At 34.7% G+C, this 20,525-nt stretch carries 23 protein-coding genes; 1 reads left to right on the top strand and 22 read right to left on the bottom strand.

Features of this window, described 5'->3' with window-relative positions:
• Positions 1-12: 12 nt before the first annotated feature.
• The 3 genes from AC4BC7_RS02540 to AC4BC7_RS02530 form a co-directional block, all read right to left on the bottom strand.
• The gene (locus tag AC4BC7_RS02540) at positions 13-1,461 is read right to left on the bottom strand and encodes a PTS transporter subunit EIIC (RefSeq protein WP_490503739.1); all 1,449 of its coding nucleotides are present in this window, start codon (positions 1,459-1,461) and stop codon (positions 13-15) included.
• Positions 1,462-1,479: 18 nt separating this feature from the next.
• Positions 1,480-2,319: a PRD domain-containing protein gene (locus AC4BC7_RS02535; protein ID WP_490503738.1), complete on the bottom strand. Its 840-nt coding sequence runs from the start codon at positions 2,317-2,319 to the stop codon at positions 1,480-1,482.
• A gap of 454 nt (positions 2,320-2,773) precedes the next feature.
• Positions 2,774-3,148 (bottom strand): MerR family transcriptional regulator, encoded by a 375-nt coding sequence (locus AC4BC7_RS02530; RefSeq protein WP_207940352.1) that lies wholly within the window; start codon positions 3,146-3,148, stop codon positions 2,774-2,776.
• A gap of 146 nt (positions 3,149-3,294) precedes the next feature.
• Here AC4BC7_RS02530 and AC4BC7_RS02525 point away from each other — a divergent pair, with 146 nt between their 5' ends.
• On the top strand, positions 3,295-4,197 hold the full coding sequence (locus AC4BC7_RS02525; protein WP_490503737.1) for a LysR family transcriptional regulator: 903 nt from the start codon (positions 3,295-3,297) through the stop codon (positions 4,195-4,197).
• 70 nt (positions 4,198-4,267) lie between these two features.
• On the opposite strand, the gene AC4BC7_RS02520 is transcribed toward AC4BC7_RS02525, so the two are convergent.
• From AC4BC7_RS02520 to AC4BC7_RS02430, 19 genes are all read right to left on the bottom strand, one after another.
• Positions 4,268-4,849, bottom strand: a complete 582-nt coding sequence (locus tag AC4BC7_RS02520; RefSeq protein WP_490503736.1) for a sugar O-acetyltransferase — start codon at positions 4,847-4,849, stop codon at positions 4,268-4,270.
• A gap of 16 nt (positions 4,850-4,865) precedes the next feature.
• Positions 4,866-5,603 (bottom strand): SDR family oxidoreductase, encoded by a 738-nt coding sequence (locus AC4BC7_RS02515; RefSeq protein WP_490503735.1) that lies wholly within the window; start codon positions 5,601-5,603, stop codon positions 4,866-4,868.
• 149 nt (positions 5,604-5,752) lie between these two features.
• Positions 5,753-6,505 carry an NAD(P)-dependent alcohol dehydrogenase gene (locus tag AC4BC7_RS02510; RefSeq protein WP_490504401.1) on the bottom strand — a complete coding sequence of 251 codons (753 nt, stop codon included), beginning with the start codon at positions 6,503-6,505 and terminating at the stop codon, positions 5,753-5,755.
• Positions 6,432-6,785 (bottom strand): alcohol dehydrogenase catalytic domain-containing protein, encoded by a 354-nt coding sequence (locus tag AC4BC7_RS02505; protein WP_490503734.1) that lies wholly within the window; start codon positions 6,783-6,785, stop codon positions 6,432-6,434. The genes AC4BC7_RS02510 and AC4BC7_RS02505 overlap by 74 nt, the downstream gene beginning before the upstream one ends.
• 36 nt (positions 6,786-6,821) lie before the next feature.
• Positions 6,822-7,682, bottom strand: coding sequence for an aldo/keto reductase (locus tag AC4BC7_RS02500; RefSeq protein WP_490503733.1), 861 nt, complete (start codon positions 7,680-7,682; stop codon positions 6,822-6,824).
• 152 nt (positions 7,683-7,834) lie between these two features.
• On the bottom strand, positions 7,835-8,821 hold the full coding sequence (locus AC4BC7_RS02495; protein ID WP_490503732.1) for an NAD(P)/FAD-dependent oxidoreductase: 987 nt from the start codon (positions 8,819-8,821) through the stop codon (positions 7,835-7,837).
• Between the two features lie 27 nt (positions 8,822-8,848).
• Complete coding sequence (locus AC4BC7_RS02490) at positions 8,849-9,331, bottom strand: flavin reductase family protein (RefSeq protein ID WP_207940345.1); 483 nt, start codon at positions 9,329-9,331, stop codon at positions 8,849-8,851.
• Positions 9,332-9,423: 92 nt separating this feature from the next.
• Positions 9,424-10,041 (bottom strand): superoxide dismutase, encoded by a 618-nt coding sequence (locus tag AC4BC7_RS02485; RefSeq protein WP_490503731.1) that lies wholly within the window; start codon positions 10,039-10,041, stop codon positions 9,424-9,426.
• Positions 10,042-10,147: 106 nt separating this feature from the next.
• Positions 10,148-10,801: a helix-turn-helix transcriptional regulator gene (locus tag AC4BC7_RS02480; RefSeq protein WP_207940343.1), complete on the bottom strand. Its 654-nt coding sequence runs from the start codon at positions 10,799-10,801 to the stop codon at positions 10,148-10,150.
• A 114-nt stretch (positions 10,802-10,915) separates the two neighbouring features.
• Positions 10,916-11,548, bottom strand: a complete 633-nt coding sequence (locus AC4BC7_RS02475; RefSeq protein WP_207940342.1) for a sugar O-acetyltransferase — start codon at positions 11,546-11,548, stop codon at positions 10,916-10,918.
• Positions 11,548-12,546, bottom strand: coding sequence for an ROK family protein (locus AC4BC7_RS02470; RefSeq protein WP_490503730.1), 999 nt, complete (start codon positions 12,544-12,546; stop codon positions 11,548-11,550). The genes AC4BC7_RS02475 and AC4BC7_RS02470 overlap by 1 nt, the downstream gene beginning before the upstream one ends.
• Before the next feature lie 22 nt (positions 12,547-12,568).
• Positions 12,569-13,354 (bottom strand): Cof-type HAD-IIB family hydrolase, encoded by a 786-nt coding sequence (locus AC4BC7_RS02465; protein ID WP_490503729.1) that lies wholly within the window; start codon positions 13,352-13,354, stop codon positions 12,569-12,571.
• A 158-nt stretch (positions 13,355-13,512) separates the two neighbouring features.
• Positions 13,513-15,105, bottom strand: a complete 1,593-nt coding sequence (locus tag AC4BC7_RS02460; RefSeq protein ID WP_490503727.1) for an oligosaccharide flippase family protein — start codon at positions 15,103-15,105, stop codon at positions 13,513-13,515.
• 98 nt (positions 15,106-15,203) lie between these two features.
• Complete coding sequence (locus AC4BC7_RS02455) at positions 15,204-15,815, bottom strand: helix-hairpin-helix domain-containing protein (protein WP_207940338.1); 612 nt, start codon at positions 15,813-15,815, stop codon at positions 15,204-15,206.
• A gap of 67 nt (positions 15,816-15,882) precedes the next feature.
• Complete coding sequence (locus AC4BC7_RS02450; RefSeq protein ID WP_207940337.1) at positions 15,883-16,494, bottom strand: HAD-IA family hydrolase; 612 nt, start codon at positions 16,492-16,494, stop codon at positions 15,883-15,885.
• A gap of 16 nt (positions 16,495-16,510) precedes the next feature.
• On the bottom strand, positions 16,511-17,860 hold the full coding sequence (locus AC4BC7_RS02445) for a PFL family protein (protein WP_207940336.1): 1,350 nt from the start codon (positions 17,858-17,860) through the stop codon (positions 16,511-16,513).
• Between the two features lie 14 nt (positions 17,861-17,874).
• On the bottom strand, positions 17,875-18,141 hold the full coding sequence (locus AC4BC7_RS02440; RefSeq protein WP_207940335.1) for an ACT domain-containing protein: 267 nt from the start codon (positions 18,139-18,141) through the stop codon (positions 17,875-17,877).
• A 156-nt stretch (positions 18,142-18,297) separates the two neighbouring features.
• Positions 18,298-18,948, bottom strand: coding sequence for a 3D domain-containing protein (locus tag AC4BC7_RS02435; RefSeq protein ID WP_490503726.1), 651 nt, complete (start codon positions 18,946-18,948; stop codon positions 18,298-18,300).
• 424 nt (positions 18,949-19,372) lie between these two features.
• The gene (locus AC4BC7_RS02430) at positions 19,373-20,524 is read right to left on the bottom strand and encodes a pyridoxal phosphate-dependent aminotransferase (RefSeq protein WP_490503725.1); all 1,152 of its coding nucleotides are present in this window, start codon (positions 20,522-20,524) and stop codon (positions 19,373-19,375) included.
• Position 20,525 lies beyond the last annotated feature (1 nt).

Here is a 20,525-nt window from a genome sequence, read left to right as displayed (position 1 = left end):
TCGTGTTTTTAATTATGCGTGTTGTGTGGTTAGTACTTTTTCATCTACTGAATTAGCCACTGGTGCAGGTGGAGTTATTTCTTCTGTATAAACAAATAGATTAATGACAAAAGTTACTACCATTCCGACACTACACCCTGCAACCATCCAAAGTAAATTTTGAATATTATCTGTAATATAAATAGGAAAAGCAAAAATCCCAGCACTTGCTGCAAAGGAATAGGCATAAGCACCCCCAAGTCCTGCAATTGCTGCACCAATAAAACTACCTATAGTTGCACCAATCATTGGTTTTTTAAATCTTAAATTTATCCCAAACATTGCTGGTTCAGTTACACCTGCCGTAATCGCTGTAATTGCACAAGTAGCTGCTGAAGATTTAATTGCTGCTGACTTTGATTTCACTGCTACAGCTGCTGCAGCTGCCCCTTGATTTAAATTAGCAATAATAATTGCTGTTAAAGCAATTGGTTCATACCCTAATGTCGCAAAAGATTGAACTAAATAAGGTGTGATTGCTGAATGCATCCCCGTTAATACCATGAATGGCCATGCAGCTGCTAAAATTGCTACTCCTAAAAATCCAACTGTATCATATAACCACATTACTGCTGCAGAGAAATAAACTCCTAAAATCGCTCCTACTGGTGCAATCAAGCATAACGTCAATGGAATCATAATTAGTAATGTTACTAGTGGTTCTAGAACTGCTCGAATTGCTACAGGAGAGTATTTGACAACTTGTTTTTCAACCTGACTCATTACAAAGACAGCAATAATTGTAGGGAAAATTGTACTTGTATATGAAGCATTATAAACTGGGATACTTAAAAAATTTAACTCTCCTTCAACTAAAGCATTAATAAAATTAGGATGGATTAACATTGCACCTAGCATCATACCTAATCCCATATTCCCACCAAATTTTCTAGCTGCAGTTGCTCCTACAAAAACGGGTAAGAAATAAAAACCAGCATCTCCTGCAAAATCTAAAATAATATACGTACCGCTTTCAGTACTAATAGCATTGGTTAAACTTAAAACTAATGTGACAATTTTTAACATACCTGAACCAATTAACACTGGTAAAAGTGGCGAAATACAATCTGCAAAGGCATCAAATATCATACCGATTCCAAATTTTTTCTTAACTGGAGTTACCTCATTTTGTTCTGTTTCTTGTAATTGCTTTTTATCTCCTGAAAGACCTGTCTTATTAATAATTGCTTGGTAGGCATCTCCAACATTTTGTCCAATAATAACTTGATATTGTTCACCCGACCACTGAGCACCAATCACTCCTGCTAATTGACCAATTTCATCTTCTTTAACAGCTGCTCGATCTTTTACATTGAATCTCAAACGAGTCATACAATGTGTAAAAAAAGCAATATTCTCTTTTCCACCTAAATCATCTATTATTTTTTCAGCTAAATCATTAAATTCATTTTTTTTATTCATAATTATCCTCCATAAAATTTATTTAGAATCTTCACGTGCACATAAACGATTAATATGCAATATTAGATACAGTAATTCTTCATCCGAAACACGCCAATGAATGGTGCTTTCAAGAAAGTATTTCATTTTAATGGCACATTGATGGGCTTTAGGATATTCTATTTTAATGCTTGTAAAAACCCTGTTATTATCACTTTGAATGAGCGCATTTCCTTCTCTACGTTTAAGCAAATATTGAATATGAGAAACAAATCTTGCATAGTTCATTCCATCATGGTTTATTGACAAATTAAAATTTTGTTCAATAATTTCTGTTAATTTTTTTATAATAAACCGCTCATCAAAGACATATGCCTTATCAGCATCGGTATTATTTATACTGTTAATAAAATGCATTGCAATGCCAATTGCTTCTTCTTTAGGTAAAAAGACATTTAGTTGAGCATTAATCAAAGCTATAGCTTTTGTACTTACTTCCAATTCTTTTTTATAAAATTGCTTAAAATCATAGTAGACTGGCATCTTTATTTGAATCTTCTTTTTATATCTCTCGACAGCAAAACTAATATGATCTGCCAAAGCAAAAATACTTACTGAGGGAATTTCACTAGATATTTCTATTTGTGCCATTTCAACAATTTTTTCTGTTAAAACAAATATTTCTTCAGATAGTTCATTTAACAAATGTATATATTGATTATTTACACCGTAATATGTCCGCTTAACATTGCTTAAATCATTTAAAATATACGGTGTTTTAGGAAAACCAATTCCGGTGCCAAAAGCAATTAATTCGGTGCCATTACTATCTAAACAAATTGCAAAATTATTATTTATTTTTTTAATAACTTCTAGCACATTTCCACTCCTTCTTAGAGTAACCTCAAGTTTCTTTTATAGATGAGAGTTTTTTGCTATTAGTTACTAATAGTCCAACATTTACATCAAATGACAAAAATAAAACGCTATCATTTAAGAAGCTAAAAGCTATCCTTTCTCTTATTAATTTGGAAAATATTTTAATCACCTTTCTCTCAAAAAAAAGTCTCCTATAAGTACATACCAAAAAAAGCTGTTATCGCTTTTTCGGGTAATGCCTCATAAGAGTAACAATCCCTATTTTATTTCTAAATAACTAGTCTGATTTCACTTTAACATTCAAGTTATTTTTCGGACCTCCTTTCTTTCAGACTATTCTTCTAGATAATACTCCTTAATCTACAGGTTAAGTCAACGTAAAATTCACTCTTTTTATCATGTATAAAATAAAAGAACTATAGTTTATAATCTACAGTTCTTAATTTCTTCTATCTCACATAGCTTGATTGTGAAATTGGCTTGAATCTTTGTTAAGTTCAGAGATTTTATGATTTAAACGTTCAATTGTTTGACCTAATTCATAATATTGCTCAATTAATTTGGAACGCTCATTGACTAATAACTTTTTCTTAGATTCTTGATTGTTTTGTGACAGATTATCAATTTCTGTATATCTAAGAAGCGCCTCAATCGATAATCCTGCACTTCTTAAACAAGTAATCATTTTTAATTTTTTGATATCTTCATAAGAGTAGCTTCGAACACCACCATTTTTTCGTTTTACAGGTGGTATTAACCCCATACGCTCATAGTATCGTAAGGTAACTGGTGTAACGCCTATAATTTTTGCTACTTCGGAAATTCCCATGATTAATGTCCTCCTATTAAACTAGTCCTTTATCAGCTTAAAAATATTTTGCTCAGCTGTTCAAGATAATCATAAGATGTTAGAATAGAAATATCAAATACCTATATTGAATACATATATATAACTAAAAAGCATAGGAGATATACATGGAATTTAGATTGTTAAGATATTTTATTGCCGTAGCCGATCAACAAACAATTTCAGGCGCTGCCAGACAGCTCCATCTTTCACAGCCCACGCTTTCAAGGCAATTAAGTGAGTTGGAAGAAGAATTAGGCGTAAAATTATTTATTCGAGGAAACAGAAGAATTTCCCTCACCAATGAAGGCATGTATTTGTTATCGAAAGCTCGAGAAATTGTTAGCTTAGCCGAAAAAACCGAAGCAAACTTCAAAAATTCAACAAAAACAATTAGTGGTGAAATTCATCTAGGTAGTGGCGAATCTGATGCTATCAGAATTATTGCACAATCGGTTAAAAATGTGACCGATCAACATCAAGATGTGCAATTTCATTTATATAGTGGAAATGCCGAAGCAATTTTTGAAAAATTAGAAAATGGTTTACTAGATTTTGGAATTATTGTTGATCCCCCCGTTGATAAAAATGCTTATGATTATTTGCAACTTCCTATTAAAGACACTTGGGGCGTTTTAATGCACAGAGACAGTGACTTGTCCTTAAAAAAAGTAATCTCACCTGAAGATTTGACCAATCAACCATTAATTTTATCCCAGCAATCGATTATCTACAATGAATTATCGGGATGGTTTGGAAAGAATATCAAAAACCTAGATATTCGCTGCACCTATAATTTAATTTATAATGCAGCAAAAATGGTGGAAGCAAACGTAGGATACGCTATTTGCTTAGATAAACTGATTGATACCTACAGTAATCCTACTGTTTGTTTTAGACCGTTATATCCCAATTTGACTGCTAATTTGTATTTAATATGGAAAAAGCATCAGGTATTTTCTAAAGCTTCTTCCACTTTTTTAAAACAGCTTCGAAGTGATATTGAAAAATATACGATTATTGAAAAATAAAATTCACCGAGTAAATTGATAATTTCAAATTTACTCGGTGAATATGTTATGCTATTGAGCCTCTTTTTGATTATATGTCAGAAGCAATTTCAATGGTTTTTATTACTTTAGCTGGAACACCACCAACAATTGTATTAGGAGAAACATTTTTTGAAACCACGGCTCCTGCAGCAATAATTGAATGATCTCCAATAGTCACTCCGGGAAGAATGGTCGCATTTGAACCAATCCAAACGTTCTTGCCGATAATAATAGGTGCCGGGTACAACGTTGTCCTGTCTTCCGGTTGAATCCCATGATTTAAAGTGGCAAGCACAACGTTATGACCAATCAGGGTATGATCTCCTATAAAAATTCCGCCTTGATCTTGAAAATTACAGCCCGCATTTATAAACACATTTTTCCCCAATGTGATATTTTTGCCTGAATCAGTGTAAAAAGGTGGGAAAATACTCAATGTTTCATCCACTACTTTGCCAGTTAATTCGGAAATAAATTGACGTATTTCTTGACTAGAATAATAATCTCTATTCATTTTTGTTGTAATTTTTCTCGCTTCATTGCTAAGATATGATAGCATTTTTTGTTGCTCAGTTCCTGGTCGAATAAGCTTCCCATCAGCTACATAGTCGTTAAATTCTTGAATCTTCATATTTACCTCCGTTGGTTTAGACACTTTGAGAAGTTGGGCGAATAATCATATTGCTTACAGACATTCTATCAGGCGTATCAATTGCAAATAAAACAGCTTGGGCAATATCTTCAGATGTTAAACCATTTTCTTTTTGGTCTTCGTGTAAAGCTAATGCAACTTTTTTGTCACTAATTGTATGATATAATTCTGTTGCTACAGCTCCGGGTGAAATGATGGTTGATTTAATATTGTTTAATCGTTGTTCTTGACGTAGTCCCTCCATGATGGCACGTACAGCAAATTTAGTTCCACAATAAACAGCTGAGTCTGGATAGACAACATGTCCAGCAACTGAATCAGTTGAAATAATGTGTCCACTTTTCTGCTTAATCATAGTAGGCAAAACAGCTGAAATACCATTCAATACACCCATAATATTAATATCTAACATTTGTTGCCATTCCTCACGGCGATTTTCACTTAGCGCGCCAGTCGGCATAACTCCTGCGTTATTATATAAGACATCAATTCGCCCGTATTTTTCTAACGCAAAATCTGCTACTTTTTGAACATCCTCTATCTTTCTTACATCTGCTTTTAAATAATCAATTGCCGCTTCAGGTATACTTTCTTTCAATGCTTTCAAACGTTCTTCTCTTCTCGCAGCAATAATTAATTTTGCACCATGTTCTGCAAGTAAAGTCGTAGTGGCTTCACCGATTCCACTAGATGCGCCCATAATAATAATTACTTTTTCCGCTATTTTTTTCATCTTATCTTGTCCTCTCTTATTAGGTTTAAAATTAGTGTAGCACTTAAACTTAAGGTTAAGTCAACACGTATGATTCATTATAAAAAGAGCAATTGTTTAATAAACAAAAAAAGCTAGAGTCTACTCTAACTTTTTAAAGGAATCTTAGATTAAATTGTTTTGGTATCAATGACAAAACGATACCTAACATCCGAACGAAGCACCCGTTCGTAGGCTTCATCAATCTTGTCTGCAGAAATCAACTCAATTTCTGGCATGATCTGATGTTCTCCACAAAAATCAAGCATTTCTTGCGTTTCTTTAATACTGCCAATTGCCGAACCTGCAAATGAACGACGTGCAGAAATTAAACGACTGATGTGTAACGAAGCTGCATCTGCTGGTGCGCCAACATTGACCAGCGTGCCATCTAACTTCAGAAGATTTAAGTAACTATCATAATCCAAAACTGCACTCACAGTGTTAATAATTAAGTCGAACGAATTTTTTAATTGACTAAACGTTTCTGAATCAGAGGTTGCATAATAAGCGTGCGCACCAAAGTTTAAACCGTCTTCTTTTTTACTTAACGTTTGTGATAAAACAGTGACATTCGCCTCCATCGCACTCGCAATCTTTACTGCCATATGTCCCAAACCACCTAATCCAACTACTGCCACATTTTTTCCTGCTGCGTGCCAATGATTTAATGGCGAATAGGTCGTAATCCCTGCACATAATAAGGGAGCTGCTTTTTCTAAAGGGATTGATTCTGGAATGCGTACAACAAATGCTTCTGTTACCACAATATGAGAAGCATAACCACCTTGCGTATAGTGACCATATTTATCAATAGCTGCATACGTACCTGTGTGACCATGGGTACTGCTCTTCGCCTTCTTTGCATTGTTGACATTCTCCACAAGAATCAACCATACAGCCCACTCCTACGCGATCACCTACTTGATATTTCTTGACACTAGAACCGACCGCAGATACAATCCCTGCAATTTCATGTCCCGGGACCAGTGGATACGCCACTTCGCCCCATTCTCCTCTTACAGTATGAATATCGGAATGACAAATTCCAGCATATTTAATTTCAATTAATACGTCATCATTTTGTAATTCTCGCCGTTCAATTCGTGTCGTTTGAAAATTATCTTCGGGTCCAAATACGGCTTTTGCATTTACCTGATACATTCAAAATACCTCCTTAGTAACGAATCAATGACGATTTTATAGTTTTCCACTAAATACTGGAAAATCACTGTATTCGCCATAATTCTCTAAACCAATCTTTTTCAAAGCTTCTAAATCTTCTGCGGTAATTTCAAAATCGACCGAAGCATTGCTACGAATGTGCTCGATATTTTCTGATTTAGGTAATGGCAGAAGTCCTAATTGTAAACAATAACGAATACATAATTGTGGTACAGAAACCTCATATTTTTTCGCCATTTCCATTACTTCTTGATGTTTTAAAATTTCACCATGTGCAACTGGTGAATAAGCTTCTACTAAAATATTATTTTCTTGGCAATAGTTAATCAACGGTAGTGGCGTCTTGCCGACATGCGTTAAGATTTGATTCACCATTGGCTTGATTGTCCCATTTTCAATCAGATTCTCAATATCCACTTGATCAAAATTAGACACACCAATCGCGCGTAATTTTCCTGACTGATAAGCCTCTTCTAGAGCTTTCCACGCCTGCAAGTTCCCTTCAAAAAAGTGTTTGCCATTACGAAATTCGCTCCAAGGTTGTGGACTATGAATAATCATTAAATCAATATAATCAAGTGCCATTTTTTCTAATGATTCATCAATTGCCTTGACTGCTTCATCATAATCTTTAATTTCTGCGGCTAATTTTGTAGTAACAAAAATTTCTTCTCGTGCAACAGTTGACTGACGAACACCTTCTCCAACACCACGCTCATTCCCATAAGCCTGAGCAGTATCGATATGACGATAGCCAATAGCCAACGCTTCTTTAACAATCGTCGCAACGTTTGTATCGTCAATCATCCATGTTCCTAGACCTAATTTAGGAATTGTTACCTCATTTGATAGTGTATAACTTTCATTTAATACCATGATTCATTCCTCCAATATTTGTTAGGATAATTCTACTATACAACTTCACCTTGACTTTAAGTCAACAAAAAAATAAACCCATCATACTGATAGGCTTATCTCTGATTTTTTCAACTTTTATAACAATGTACAGCTAAACGAACGAAAATAGTTTATTCAACTTCCAGATTTAAACTGGTACTATGCGCAGGCTGTGTGCGATTTTTTGGATTAATGTAATGTAAGGCATTATTTACGGCAGTGGGTGCTTCCCCAAATCCTGTCGCAATTAAATTGACTTTGCCGTCATACAACGTGATATCCCCGCAACAATAAACACCTTCCATCGAGCTACGCATATCCGAACGAACCGGAATCCCTTGACGAGAACTCGTAATGCCCCAGTCTTTTAAATTTAACGAAGAGGAGAAACCGTAATTCACGATTAAATAATCCACAGATAAACGAACGGTCTCGTCACTTTTCGGTTCTTGAAGGTAAATCTCTTCTAACATTCGTTCTCCCACGACATCTTTAATGATATAAGGGGTCATAATGTTAACGGAGGATTGTTTTAATTGATTGACGCTATGTTCATGCGCGCGAAACTCTGAGCGACGATGAATCAAAGAGACTTCGGCAGCAATTGGGGCTAACATCAACGCCCAATCAATCGCAGAATCACCGCCACCAGCAATGGCGACTTTTTTCCCAGCGTATTTCATCAAATCCGGAACATAATAATCAATGCCGTAGTTTTCAAAATTTTCAGCATTCGGTACGGTTAATTTTCGTGGTTGGAACGAGCCGTTGCCTAAGGCTAAAATAACCGCACGTGAATAATGCGTTCGTTTATTCGTCGTTACTTCAATGATGCCGTCTTCTTGGCGCTCAATTTTTAAGACTTGTTCTTCTAAGCAATAGCGTTGATTAAACGTAATAATTTGTTTTTCCAATTTTTGTACCAAATCACCCGCTTTAATTTTAGGGTATCCCGGAATATCATAAATGTATTTTTCAGGATACAAGGTGGACAGTTGACCACCGAGTTGCGGTAAGGTGTCAATAATTTTCGTTTTGGCATTGCGCATTCCAGCATAAAAGGCAGCGAACATCCCCGCCGGACCTGCGCCAACAATTGTAATATCGTAAATAGTCAATGTTCGTTTCCTCTCATAATTTTTTATTTAAAAACTTGTGGGAAATTCTCCCATTTTTCGTTGATGATACAATAATGGCAAGACGTCTTCATGAGTAATATCTATAACTTCACCAATCAAAACTAGATGATCACCAGCATCGATACGTTTATATAATTTGCATTGTAACGCTGCTGCCACATTTTCCAAAACAGGTACCTGATGCTCTGATTGATACCAATCACATTTTTGAAAACGGACCTCTGTTTGCTCACGATTTGCAAATAACAAAGCGATTTCTTTTTGATGATGCGCTAAGATATTAATAGTAAAGCGGTCGACTTCTTGAAATGTTTTATAATTGGAAGACTCTTTCCCAATAGACCATAAAACTAATAATGGATCAACGGATACTGAGGCAAATGAATTAACTGTTAAACCAATCGGCTCATTCTTTCCATCAAAAGTCGTTACCACTGTGACTCCTGTAGGATAATTTGCCATCACTTCCTTAAACGAATGAACTGTCATTTATCTATAACCTACTTCCCTAGCTATTTTACGAATCCTTTTTATTAATAAACAAGATAAGAGGCGCTTGGCATCTTATCTTGTTTAAAAGTTTAATTTAATGCTGCTTCGTATTTTTCAGAAACTGTATCCCAGTCAATAATTTTAAAGAAATTTGTTACATATTCAGGTCGTCTGTTTTGATAATTCAAATAATACGCATGTTCCCAAACATCCAAGCCTATAAGGGACGTTTTGCCTTCTGAAATTGGATTGTCTTGATTTGGTGTACTTGTAATAGCCAATTTATCTTCATTTAAAACTAACCAAGCCCAACCAGAACCAAATCTACCAGTCGCAGCTTTAGCAAATTCTTCTTGGAATTTATCAAAGTCGCCGAAAGTTTGATCAATTGCTTCTGCTAATTTTCCAGTTGGCAGATTGTTTTCTTTTGGTGCTGTTAATGTTTCCCAAAAGAAGGAATGATTAAAATGACCTCCGCCATTGTTACGAACTGCCGTTTGAATAGCTTCAGGTAGTTCATCTAAATGAGTTAATAAGTCCTCTAAAGATTTATCAGCTAATTCCGCATGACCTCCAAGAGCCGCATTTAGATTATTTACATACGTTTGATGGTGTTTCCCATAATGAATTTCCATCGTTGTTTGATCAATTACTGGTTCTAAAGCATCAAAAGCGTATTTTAATTCTGGTAATGAAAATGTAGTCATTTAAATTCCTCCAAACAATTTATACTTTATAAACCTTTTAGTTTAGAAAGTATATTAAGTTTAAAGCAAGTAAGTAGTAAAAGTCAATCACTTTATTCACAAATTCTTACTTGCTTTTTATCTTTTCTTCTTCAAATACAATCATGAAATGACAATGGTTTTCACCATCTGCTTTACATTGCGTTCGCTCAACTCTTGATGTACCTAAGACATCTTTGAACATGGCTGTCTCACAATGACAGGCTTGTTTAAAATTTTTAGCAACTTCAAAAATTGGACAATGATGTTCAATTAGTTCAAATTTATTTTGTGTGACTTGAATAACATCTGCCATATAACCTTTTTCTGCTTGAATATCTCGTAATATTTGAACTTTTTCAGTATTGGTTTGCGCTTGTTCCATATAGGGAATGTATTTATTTGCTAAACGTTTCCCACGATTTTCAAATAATTGATTAATCAGTTGATCGCCTTGCATATCATGTAAATCATTTAAAAAATCGACTGTTAAATTATCGTAATTTTTCGGGAATAGGCTATCCGCTTTACTAGATAATGAGAAAAATTGAACAGGACGCCCCATAGGTTGCTTCTCTTCTGAAATTTTGAGAAAAGCATCTCGATCCAAAGCATTTAAATGTTTACGAACAGCCATTTCGGTAATTTCCAGTTCTTGTGCTAACTGATTAACGGTCATGCTAGTTCGTTTTTTTAATAAATCTAGGATTTTCTCTTTTGTTGTTAGACGAGAATTGTTCATTTCTTCACCTCCATACCATTTCATCATAACACAAGAATATGGATTAAAAAAATGAGAAGTAATGCTTGTTAGTTATAAAAAAATACTGACTTCTTGACAGTTACTTTGCCTTATCTAGCACTTATGTTCTTCCAGTTTTGTGTAATATTCTTTCATTTCTGTTTCCCACTTCTGTTTGTCCTTTTCAGTAATATTACGAATAACCTTAGCAGGATTCCCTCCAACAATTGTATTTTCTGGCACATCTTTAGTCACTACCGCGCCTGCACCTACAATTGAATTTTTACCAATGGTTACACCGGGTAGTATCGTTGCGTTTGCTCCAATCCATACATTATCTTCCACTTTGATGGGTAAGCCAAATTCCAAATCTTTTATCCGTACAGTTGGATCAGTCGGATGCCCCGCAGTGTAAAAACCTGCACGCGGTCCAACCATAACATTGTCTCCAAAAATAATTTTATTGACATCCAAGAAGACACAATCCATATTGGCATAAAAATTTTCACCAATTTCCACGTGGCGACCGTAATCTACATATAAAGGTGGATTCACATAGAAAAATCCCCCTGTTTTACCAAATAATTTTCTTTCAAGTGCCACGATTGCTTCTTTATTTTCAATTGGTTCCTGATTAATTTGTTGTGCTAGTTTTTTCCCTGCTAACGAGCCATTTTCAGGGAAAATATTTGGTGCAAAATACAATTTTCCTGCTAACATTTGTTCATAATCAAAATCTTTTTCCATTATCTTTTCTCCTTGCTTATTAAATAATTTAAGCCTAAGTGTACAAGACCATTTAAATAATCTTCTTGAAAGGTCTTTGCTAAACGAATTTCTGGTAGTTCAAAATAAGGAAAAATCGTTTTTAAACGCGTTCTAATTTCCTGAAGAACGATTTCAGAAAATTGTGTAACATTCGTATAAACTACAATTTGTGTCGGATCGTACATACTGATAATTGTTTGTAAGACTTCTTCGATTTGTTTCTCTAAACTCACAAAGTCTTTAGGGAAAACGCCTTGATGCTCTAATGGCAAATGCTTTATTTCACCACTTAGTCCATGTTTGCCATGGAAAATTTTACCATTGATGACAATTCCTGCACCCGGTGGATAATTTTCTGGATAATACAATGATACAAAAATATCTTGTGTTGCTTGATTCAAAGAATGGCTCAATGTTGCTGCATTAATATCATTTTCAATTAAGACTGCCAAAGAAAATTCATCTTCCATTAATTGTCGGAAGTTCAAATTATATAATGGTTCAAAATCCATAATTTGTAACTTACCTTCTAATTCTGCACCTGGAATACCAAATACTAGGAGTTCAATTGCCGGATATTCGTTTAAGATTTGGTGGATTTTTTGTTTTAGTGGTTCTAAGGCTAATTCGTCAGCAGTTAATAACCACTGATTAATGATCTCCCCAAACAAATTATGCACAAAAAGATGTCCTGCCATGTCGGTTCCTGCTTCTGCAAACTGCAAAATTAATAGTTGTTTAACATTAGGATTATAACGATAGACTGTTGCACGTCGCCCTCCTGTTACTACTGCTTCTTCTTGAGTAAGCACTTCGCCAGATTCTTTTAAATCTATTAATAATTTATTAATACTGACCACACTTAAACCCGTTCGTTCAGAAAGTTCTTTTGAAGAAAAACTAGCCCCGCTACGAAAAATTTGTCGAAGTATTTCCAAATTATGATATTTTACATTTGTCGGTTTATGTGCTTTCAATGCCTTTCCTCCTTATAAAAAATCATAAAATATTTAACTGTTTTAAAGCAAATTCAATACCATCTGATTCGTGATCATAGGTAATAAAGGTAGCTGCTTCTTTCACTTGTTCGTTGGCATTTCCCATCGCAATTGCATGTGTAACTACTTCAAACATACTAATATCGTTATTACCATCACCAAAAGCATACGTATTTGTTTCATCCAACAATTCTAAACGCTGCAATAGTTCTTCAATTCCAGCTTTCTTCGAACGATTTTTATTTACAATTGCCATTGAAAATGGACTATCTCGGTAAAAAGTTAACGTCTCATCAAAACGTTCTTGTAATAAGCGATCATTTTTCACTTTTTCACTAAATAAATACAACATGTTAATATCTGCATTTTGATGGAAATTTGGATCAATTTCTGGTAACGGAGCGTTATCTAATTCGTATAACTTTTCAGTCGCCTCATCAATAAAATTAATACGATAGTCAAAAGGTGTATAACAAGCCACAGGATGCCCTAAATTTCCTGCGAAAGCTAATACATCAGCCATCAATTGTTTTTCAATTTGATGATTTGCAAAAACTTCGCCTTCAATGACCACATATTGTCCATTCAAGCTGACATAAGAATGAATCGCTGTTCCTTTGGTAATCTCTTCAATTTCGATAGGCGACCGTCCACTAGCAATCACCGTTAGATAATTTTTTTCTTCTAGCTGTGTTAATAATTTTAAATTATTTTCGCTTATTTTTGATTGTTTATTTAATAGTGTCCCATCTAAATCAAAAAAAATAACGCCTTGATATTTTTTCATCTTATCACTCCTATCAACTTAAGTTTATAAATATTGTTTATAAACTTAGTAAAATTTTTATCCCTAATTAATACGGGTATCTAGTTGCATTTTAAAATAAAACCCAAAAGAAAGCAATAAGAAAAACGAATGTCTCTTTTTTTGAGACATTCGTTTGATTACGAGCGCTGTAAGAAATTTAACAATATGCTCTTCATATTTTTACCAAATACAATTCCAAGAAATACTAAGGCACCCGCTAAGGAAATACAACTCACTAAAATAACTGAATGCATTTTGCTATTGATTGTCAGCACCTGAGATAAACCAAGGAATAACATGATACAGCTAATCTCCATTGCGAAGGTTGCTTGTAAAACTTTTAAGTAGTATGTACGAGCATATTTTAATGGATGAATCGCAAAAGTCCGCGTAATGAAGCGATATGCTCCCACAACCGAAAACATTAAACTTAAAATTGAGGCTAATGACATTCCAGTTCCTTCAAAAAAATAGATGCAAGGAACTTGTAAAATCAATTTGAAGACAAGCACTTGTGTCGTAAAATAAATAGCTTTGCGGTGGGCATTTAGTGCTTGTAAAATCGACAATAATACCGTAAAAAGACCAGTTAAAAAGGTTGCTGCTATAGCTAATGCCAAATACATACTACCCGCTAAATTATAACCAAAAAAGATTGTATTTAATGGAATCGATAATAAAATCATGCCGACTGATGAAGGTAATAATACAGTTAGTGATAAACGTAATGTATCTGAAACTCCTGTCAGTAAATCTTCTTTGTTCCTTAACGTACTTAATAATGGCAATGAGGTCACAGTAATTGAACCAATAATCGAAAGTAACAAAGGAGTCAGTTTATTGGGATTCGCTGATGCAAAAGTATACAATGTCTCTAATTGTGTTTGATTGAAAATCGGTTTCAGAAACTGAATAATAGGTTTTAGTGACACTTGATCAATTAATTGCATTAACGAAACAACCGATCCCACATATACAAACGGTAGTGACTCTTTGATAATATCGATGGTCACTTCTTTTGACTTTCGTAAATAATGCAATGGTAAAATAAAGAAATCTCGCAAACGAAATAACCCTTCTTTTTTACCTAAAGCGACTAAATACAAAATAGCGACAATCCCACCAACGCAAGAAGCAAAGGTACTAATCACAACCGCTGATAAAATATCACCACCTGCAATAACGCGAATATAATAGGTTCCACCAACGATAACTACTACTCGAACGAACTGCTCAACTACTTGAGAAATTCCAAAAGGCATGATTAAGTTTGACCCTTGAAAATATCCTCGAATAGCACTTAATATTGGAATGATTAGCAAGGACGGACACAAACTACGAATCGCATAAATTGCTGCTTCTTGATTAGCAACTGGACTAATCTTGCTTAAAACAGGTGCAAACAAAAACATTAAAATCGCTGATACGATACCAATAACTTCCATAACTGCTAAGGCACTTCGAAAGAGTTCTCTTGGCTTTTCTTGATTTTTTTGATGACTTAGTTCTGCTATTTTTTTGGCAATCCCACTGGGAAATCCTGCAGTACCCAAAGATAAAAATAACGCATAAGGTAAGTATGCTACATTGTATAGCGCTTGCGCTTGGTGCTGTTCCTGATAATTCCCCATGAACATTAACCACGGAATCAAGTAAACAATTCCTAATATTTTACAAATCATATTAGCGGCAGATAGCCAAAACGTTCCCGATAATAATTTATTTTTCAAAGTTATTCTCTTCTTTCTCTCAACTGAATTAACTTTATCCAACTTTGAGTTATCGTGCAAATTTATTTGTAAAATAACTATGAAAATTTAACATTTTCTTATATTGTGATTGATTCTTTTAATTTTTCAACTGTCTTTTCACCAAAGCCGTTCACTTCTTTTAATTCTTCGATTGTTTTAAACTGCCCATTTTCATCTCGATAGTCGATAATCGCTTGCGCTTTTGCAGGACCGATGCCTGTAAGTGTTTGTAATTCTGTGAGGTCTGCTGTATTAATATTAACTAAGGATGATTCTTTACTCGTATTGCCTTCATTGGTTACGGATGGTATAGATAATTCCTTGGCCTCTTCTTTATTAGGAACATAAATCATTTGCTGATCCGTTAATTTTTCTGCTAAATTCAATTGACGTTCTTCTGCTTTATCCGTAAATCCACCAGCTAACAGTACAATTTCTTCTACCCGAGCGCCCGGTTCTAGTTCATAAACGCCCGGCTTTTTTACTTCACCTTTAATATCGATGACCATTTTCGCTGAACTCGAACTAGATGTTATTTCTACGGGAGGAGTTTCTGACTGTTCCATTGGTAATTCCTCCCAATCAGAAACGGTGGCTTTTTTGGGAACAAAGATATAAATAACACTGATTGCAACAATAATAACTACAAAAACTGGAAGATATTTTTTATATTTTTCTACTCTACTCATCCAATCACACCTTTCATTATCTAGATACGAAAAAAGCGCTACTTTCTTTTTTGAAAGTAGCACTTTTTTAAATAAATTGATTCATTTCTTTTACTGAATGAACGGTGTAATTGGCATCAATATCTTCTAATAGGTTTTCTAAATCATAAAAAATAGACTGAATACCGGCATTTCTGCCTGCGTCAACATCCATTGTGCGGTCACCAATCATTACGGTCTTATCTGGTATCATCTGATATTTATCAACTAGATAATTTAAAGAAGCCGGATTTGGTTTTCTCGGAAAATTATTTTCAGGTCCGACAATTTCTTCAACTAAATGAAGCATTCCTTCTCGTTCTAATAATTCTTGCGTGGATGCTACTAAGCGATGGGTTAAAATATAATTTTTCTTCCCTTTTGCGACGATTGCTTCTAAGACTTCTTTCGTGCCTGGATAAGAGACTGGAATCCGTGGATCTTTTGCCTCGTAGCCTTTATAAATCTTCGTAAATTCATCAAAATCTAAATGGTATTTTTCAGCAATAGCCGCTGATGATTTCTCTTTCAAAATTTGATAGATTTCTCGACGATTTGCTTGGATACCATAATCGTTTAATGTTGACATAAACCCTTCTAATATCACTGGATACGAATCATACAAAGTGCCGTCAAAATCCCAAATATACTCTTCAAACATAAACTACAAAACTCCTCTAATTCTTAAATGAATGGATTGGTGCTGGAATACGTCCCCCACGTTGAATAAAATCAGTTGATTTCGCTGGATTTGTCTTCATTACCGGAGCTGTTCCTAACAATCCGCCAAATTCGATCATATCTCCTACTTTTGCACCACTCGCAGGAATAATACGAACTGCAGTTGTTTTGTGATTAATGACACCAATCGCAGCTTCATCAGCAATCATTGCAGCAATTGTTTCTGCAGGTGTATCACCAGGAATAGCAATCATATCTAACCCAACGGAACAAATAGCTGTCATTGCTTCTAATTTTTCAAGATTTAATAAACCATTTTCAACCGCTTTAATCATACCGGCATCTTCAGAAACTGGAATGAATGCGCCTGATAAACCACCTACATGATTACATGCCATCACGCCACCTTTTTTCACTGCATCATTTAACAGTGCCAAAGCGGCGGTTGTGCCATGTGTTCCGACTGATTCCAAACCCATTTCTTCTAAAATCAATGCCACACTATCGCCAACAGCTGGTGTAGGTGCCAGAGAAAGATCGACAATTCCAAAAGGTACATTTAATCGTTCAGACGCTACACGTCCAACCAATTGACCCATGCGTGTAATCTTGAAGGCTGTTTTCTTCACTGTTTCAGCAACAATATCAAAAGATTCGCCCTTAACTTTTTCTAAAGCACGTTTCACTACACCAGGTCCACTAACGCCGACATTAATGACACAATCGGCTTCACCAACACCATGAAAAGCCCCGGCCATAAACGGATTATCTTCTACCGCATTTGCAAAAACAACTAATTTCGCACAACCCATATCAGACGCTTCCGCAGTGTTTTTAATTGTTTCTCCCATTAACTTAACCGCATCCATATTAATTCCAGTTTTCGTTGAACCAATATTGACAGATGAACAAACAAAAGAAGTTTCAGCTAAAGCTTGAGGAATCGATTCAATTAAGGCACGGTCTGCACCTTGATAACCTTTTTCAACTAAGGCACTATATCCACCAATAAAGTTTACTCCTACCGTTTGTGCAGCACGATCCAATGTTTTAGCAAATTTCACACATTCTTCTGCTGTTGCACGTGAAGCAGAAGCCACAATCGCAATTGGTGTGACTGAGATACGTTTGTTAATGATCGGAATACCATATTCCATTTCAATCGCTTCGCCAACTTTTACTAAATCTTTGGCGCGTGTGGTAATTTTTTGATAAATTTTTTCGCAGGCTGCATCTACATCAGCATCCATACAATCTAATAAAGAGATCCCCATTGTAATTGTACGAATATCTAAATTTTCTTCTTCGACCATGCGAATCGTTTCTAGTATTTGATTTGTTTCCATGATTTGCCTCCTGATTATAATTTGTGCATCGCTTCAAAAATTTCTTCATTTTGAATACTAATTTTAACACCTAAAGCTTCGCCAATCTTTGATAATTCTTGACGTGTATGCTCAAAATCAGTTTGCTTATCCATTTCTAACATCATCATCATTGTAAAATATTCTTGCATAATTGTTTGTGTTACATCAACAATATTTATTTCTAATTCAGATAGTTTTTGACTAACTCCTGCAATAATTCCTACTTTATCTTTACCAATAACCGTTAAAATAGCTCTCATCAACGATTCCTCCTTGAATTTTTTTCTATTATAGCATACCTTTCGTTTCCTCACGATAGCTACTATCAAAATAAATGTAAATATTTTCAGAATATTTACAAAAAAAAGCAAGAAATCCCTCAAGAATTTCTTGCTTTTTATTTAATGACTTGATGATTAATCTAAAATTGTTACTTGAACTGTACGACGACCCCAAGCAATACATTCTGCGTAAGTTGAGAAATGTACATCAACGATATTTCCTTGGATTGCGCCACCTGTATCACTAGCAATTGCTTCTCCGTAACCTTCAACATACAATCTTGTACCTAATGGAATAACATTTGGGTCAACCGCAACAGCCATTGGGTTTGATAATAAGTTTTGACCAGTTGCAGTAACAGTTCCACCACCTAAAGTGTCAGCTGGATCTGAACTATATGCAGTAGATTCCATTGTTAATGTACGACCAGAAGGACTTTGTGTTGTTTGTTCAGGTTGTGCTTCTGTTTGAGTATCTGCTTGCACTTCTGCAACTGCAGGTTCAGTAGCTTCAGTAGTTGTAGCAGGCGCTGATACTTCAGCAGAACCATCTGTGTTAATTTTTAATTGTTGACCATCAAAAATAATATCTGGATTTGAAATATTATTGTCTTGAGCAATTTTATTTACATAGCTTGTATCTCCAAAGTATTGGATAGAAATGTTCGACAATGTATCGTGTGAACGTACTGTATGTTCTACTTGATCAGCGTTTACTGTTAAAGAAAAACCTGCGATACTTAAAAATGAGGCACTACCTAGTAAAATTTGTTTGAATTGTTTCATTATATATAGACTCCCTTAAATCAAAATTTTGTATTGCCGAAGCAACTGGATAAATCTTACCAAGAGTTGCGACTCTTTAGGTAACAAAAAAGTGACGAAATGTTTCAATTTGATGTATCTTCACTTTTTTTGTCATTTAATTTAATTTTTTCCACAATAAATGTTGATTTAATAAGGAATCATTTTTAGAAATTAGTTACTTTTTGTAATAAAAAAAAATTAAAAAAACTAAAAAATTGGTATGCTCCAAAAAATAAAACGCTTTTTTAATTGGATTGTTACAAAATATCATCTTTTATGACAATTTAACAGTGGGAAATCTTTTCTAAAATCACTTCATTTCTTTATATTTAATCGATAAAAAAACTTTTTCTTCTATTAATAAAGAAAAAAAATGCGTCTTCCGGGTGGAAAACGCATTTTTTTAGAAAATTAACTTTTCAATTCGATCAAAAGCTTCTTTTAATTGTTCTAAATCTTGAGTCACGGCCAAACGTACATGAGTGTCACCAGTTTTATGTCCAAAAGCTTTTCCTGGAATCATTAAGACGTTGGTTTCTTTTAAGACTTTCTCAACAAATGCCACTGAGGTTAGTTGAGTTTTTTCAATATTAATGAAAGCATACATCGTTCCTTTAATTTCCCCTAATGAAAGAAATGGTAACGCATCCACACGCTTTTTGACGTATTCTAAACGCTCTTGAAAGACGTTAACTACTTTAGGAACTAACTCCTCTGAATGCTTGAGTGCATAAATTCCTGCTTGTTGCGAAATTGCAGGAGCAGAAAAAGTAACATTTTCATTAATTTGACGGACAACATCATTCACATAGGCTGGTGCAATCATATACCCAATTCGCCAACCAGTCATCGCAAATGCTTTAGAAAAACCACTAAACGTAATGGTGTGCTCTGGAGCAAAAGTTGCCATCGGAGTAAAGTCTTCATAAAAACTCAATTCTTCATAAATTTCATCCGAAAGAATAAACAAGTCCTTAGCAATTGCCAACTCAGCAATCCCTTTAAATGTTTCTTTCGAAAATACTGCCCCTGTTGGATTGTTAGGTGAATTAATTAAAATCGCTTTTGTTTTATCCGTAATGGCTTGTTCTAAAATAGTTAAATCAATTTGAAACCCATCTTTTTCATACGTAGGAATAAAAACAGGAATTCCTCCAGCTGCTTCAACTTGTTCTTTATAGGGAGAAAAATACGGTTCATGAATAATTACTTCATCGCCTGGATCTATAATTGCTAACAAAGCTAAATACGTTCCGTGCATCGCACCAACTGTTGCGCGCACTTGATTCAGTTCAAAGGTCAGTCCATATCGGTTTTGATAGTGATCAACCACTGCTTGTAAAAACTCGCGACTCCCATCAGAAGCCGTATATTTTGTATGCCCTAATTTCGCATCGCTAAAAGCCGCTTCAATAATCGTTTGATCTGTAATTAAGTCTGGATCACCAATTGATAAATCGATTAAATCGGTTTTACTTTTGGCCAACATTGCAATATCCATTAGGAGGTTTTCTGTTGGTTGTTGATATTTTTTTGCAATTTTTGATGCATTCATT

The sequence above is a fragment of the Enterococcus sp. AMC1623 genome (assembly GCF_058216495.1).
The sequence above is the reverse complement of the archived record's forward strand: the minus strand, read 5'-3'. Positions and strand labels throughout refer to the sequence as shown.

What these genes read in the sequence shown, in the direction of transcription:
- AC4BC7_RS02450 (WP_207940337.1), bottom strand. Translation starts at nt 16,494, where the DNA reads ATGTTTGAAGAGTATATTTGGGATTTTGACGGCACTTTGTATGATTCG.
- AC4BC7_RS02515 (WP_490503735.1), bottom strand. Translation starts at nt 5,603, where the DNA reads ATGAAAAAAATAGCGGAAAAAGTAATTATTATTATGGGCGCATCTAGT.
- AC4BC7_RS02530 (WP_207940352.1), bottom strand. Translation starts at nt 3,148, where the DNA reads ATGGGAATTTCCGAAGTAGCAAAAATTATAGGCGTTACACCAGTTACC.
- AC4BC7_RS02525 (WP_490503737.1), top strand. Translation starts at nt 3,295, where the DNA reads ATGGAATTTAGATTGTTAAGATATTTTATTGCCGTAGCCGATCAACAA.
- AC4BC7_RS02435 (WP_490503726.1), bottom strand. Translation starts at nt 18,948, where the DNA reads ATGAAACAATTCAAACAAATTTTACTAGGTAGTGCCTCATTTTTAAGT.
- AC4BC7_RS02430 (WP_490503725.1), bottom strand. Translation starts at nt 20,524, where the DNA reads ATGAATGCATCAAAAATTGCAAAAAAATATCAACAACCAACAGAAAAC.
- AC4BC7_RS02540 (WP_490503739.1), bottom strand. Translation starts at nt 1,461, where the DNA reads ATGAATAAAAAAAATGAATTTAATGATTTAGCTGAAAAAATAATAGAT.
- AC4BC7_RS02440 (WP_207940335.1), bottom strand. Translation starts at nt 18,141, where the DNA reads ATGAGAGCTATTTTAACGGTTATTGGTAAAGATAAAGTAGGAATTATT.
- AC4BC7_RS02505 (WP_490503734.1), bottom strand. Translation starts at nt 6,785, where the DNA reads ATGTATCAGGTAAATGCAAAAGCCGTATTTGGACCCGAAGATAATTTT.
- AC4BC7_RS02465 (WP_490503729.1), bottom strand. Translation starts at nt 13,354, where the DNA reads ATGAAAAAATATCAAGGCGTTATTTTTTTTGATTTAGATGGGACACTA.
- AC4BC7_RS02500 (WP_490503733.1), bottom strand. Translation starts at nt 7,682, where the DNA reads ATGGTATTAAATGAAAGTTATACACTATCAAATGAGGTAACAATTCCT.
- AC4BC7_RS02475 (WP_207940342.1), bottom strand. Translation starts at nt 11,548, where the DNA reads ATGGAAAAAGATTTTGATTATGAACAAATGTTAGCAGGAAAATTGTAT.
- AC4BC7_RS02455 (WP_207940338.1), bottom strand. Translation starts at nt 15,815, where the DNA reads ATGAGTAGAGTAGAAAAATATAAAAAATATCTTCCAGTTTTTGTAGTT.
- AC4BC7_RS02520 (WP_490503736.1), bottom strand. Translation starts at nt 4,849, where the DNA reads ATGAAGATTCAAGAATTTAACGACTATGTAGCTGATGGGAAGCTTATT.
- AC4BC7_RS02480 (WP_207940343.1), bottom strand. Translation starts at nt 10,801, where the DNA reads ATGAACAATTCTCGTCTAACAACAAAAGAGAAAATCCTAGATTTATTA.
- AC4BC7_RS02485 (WP_490503731.1), bottom strand. Translation starts at nt 10,041, where the DNA reads ATGACTACATTTTCATTACCAGAATTAAAATACGCTTTTGATGCTTTA.
- AC4BC7_RS02445 (WP_207940336.1), bottom strand. Translation starts at nt 17,860, where the DNA reads ATGGAAACAAATCAAATACTAGAAACGATTCGCATGGTCGAAGAAGAA.
- AC4BC7_RS02490 (WP_207940345.1), bottom strand. Translation starts at nt 9,331, where the DNA reads ATGACAGTTCATTCGTTTAAGGAAGTGATGGCAAATTATCCTACAGGA.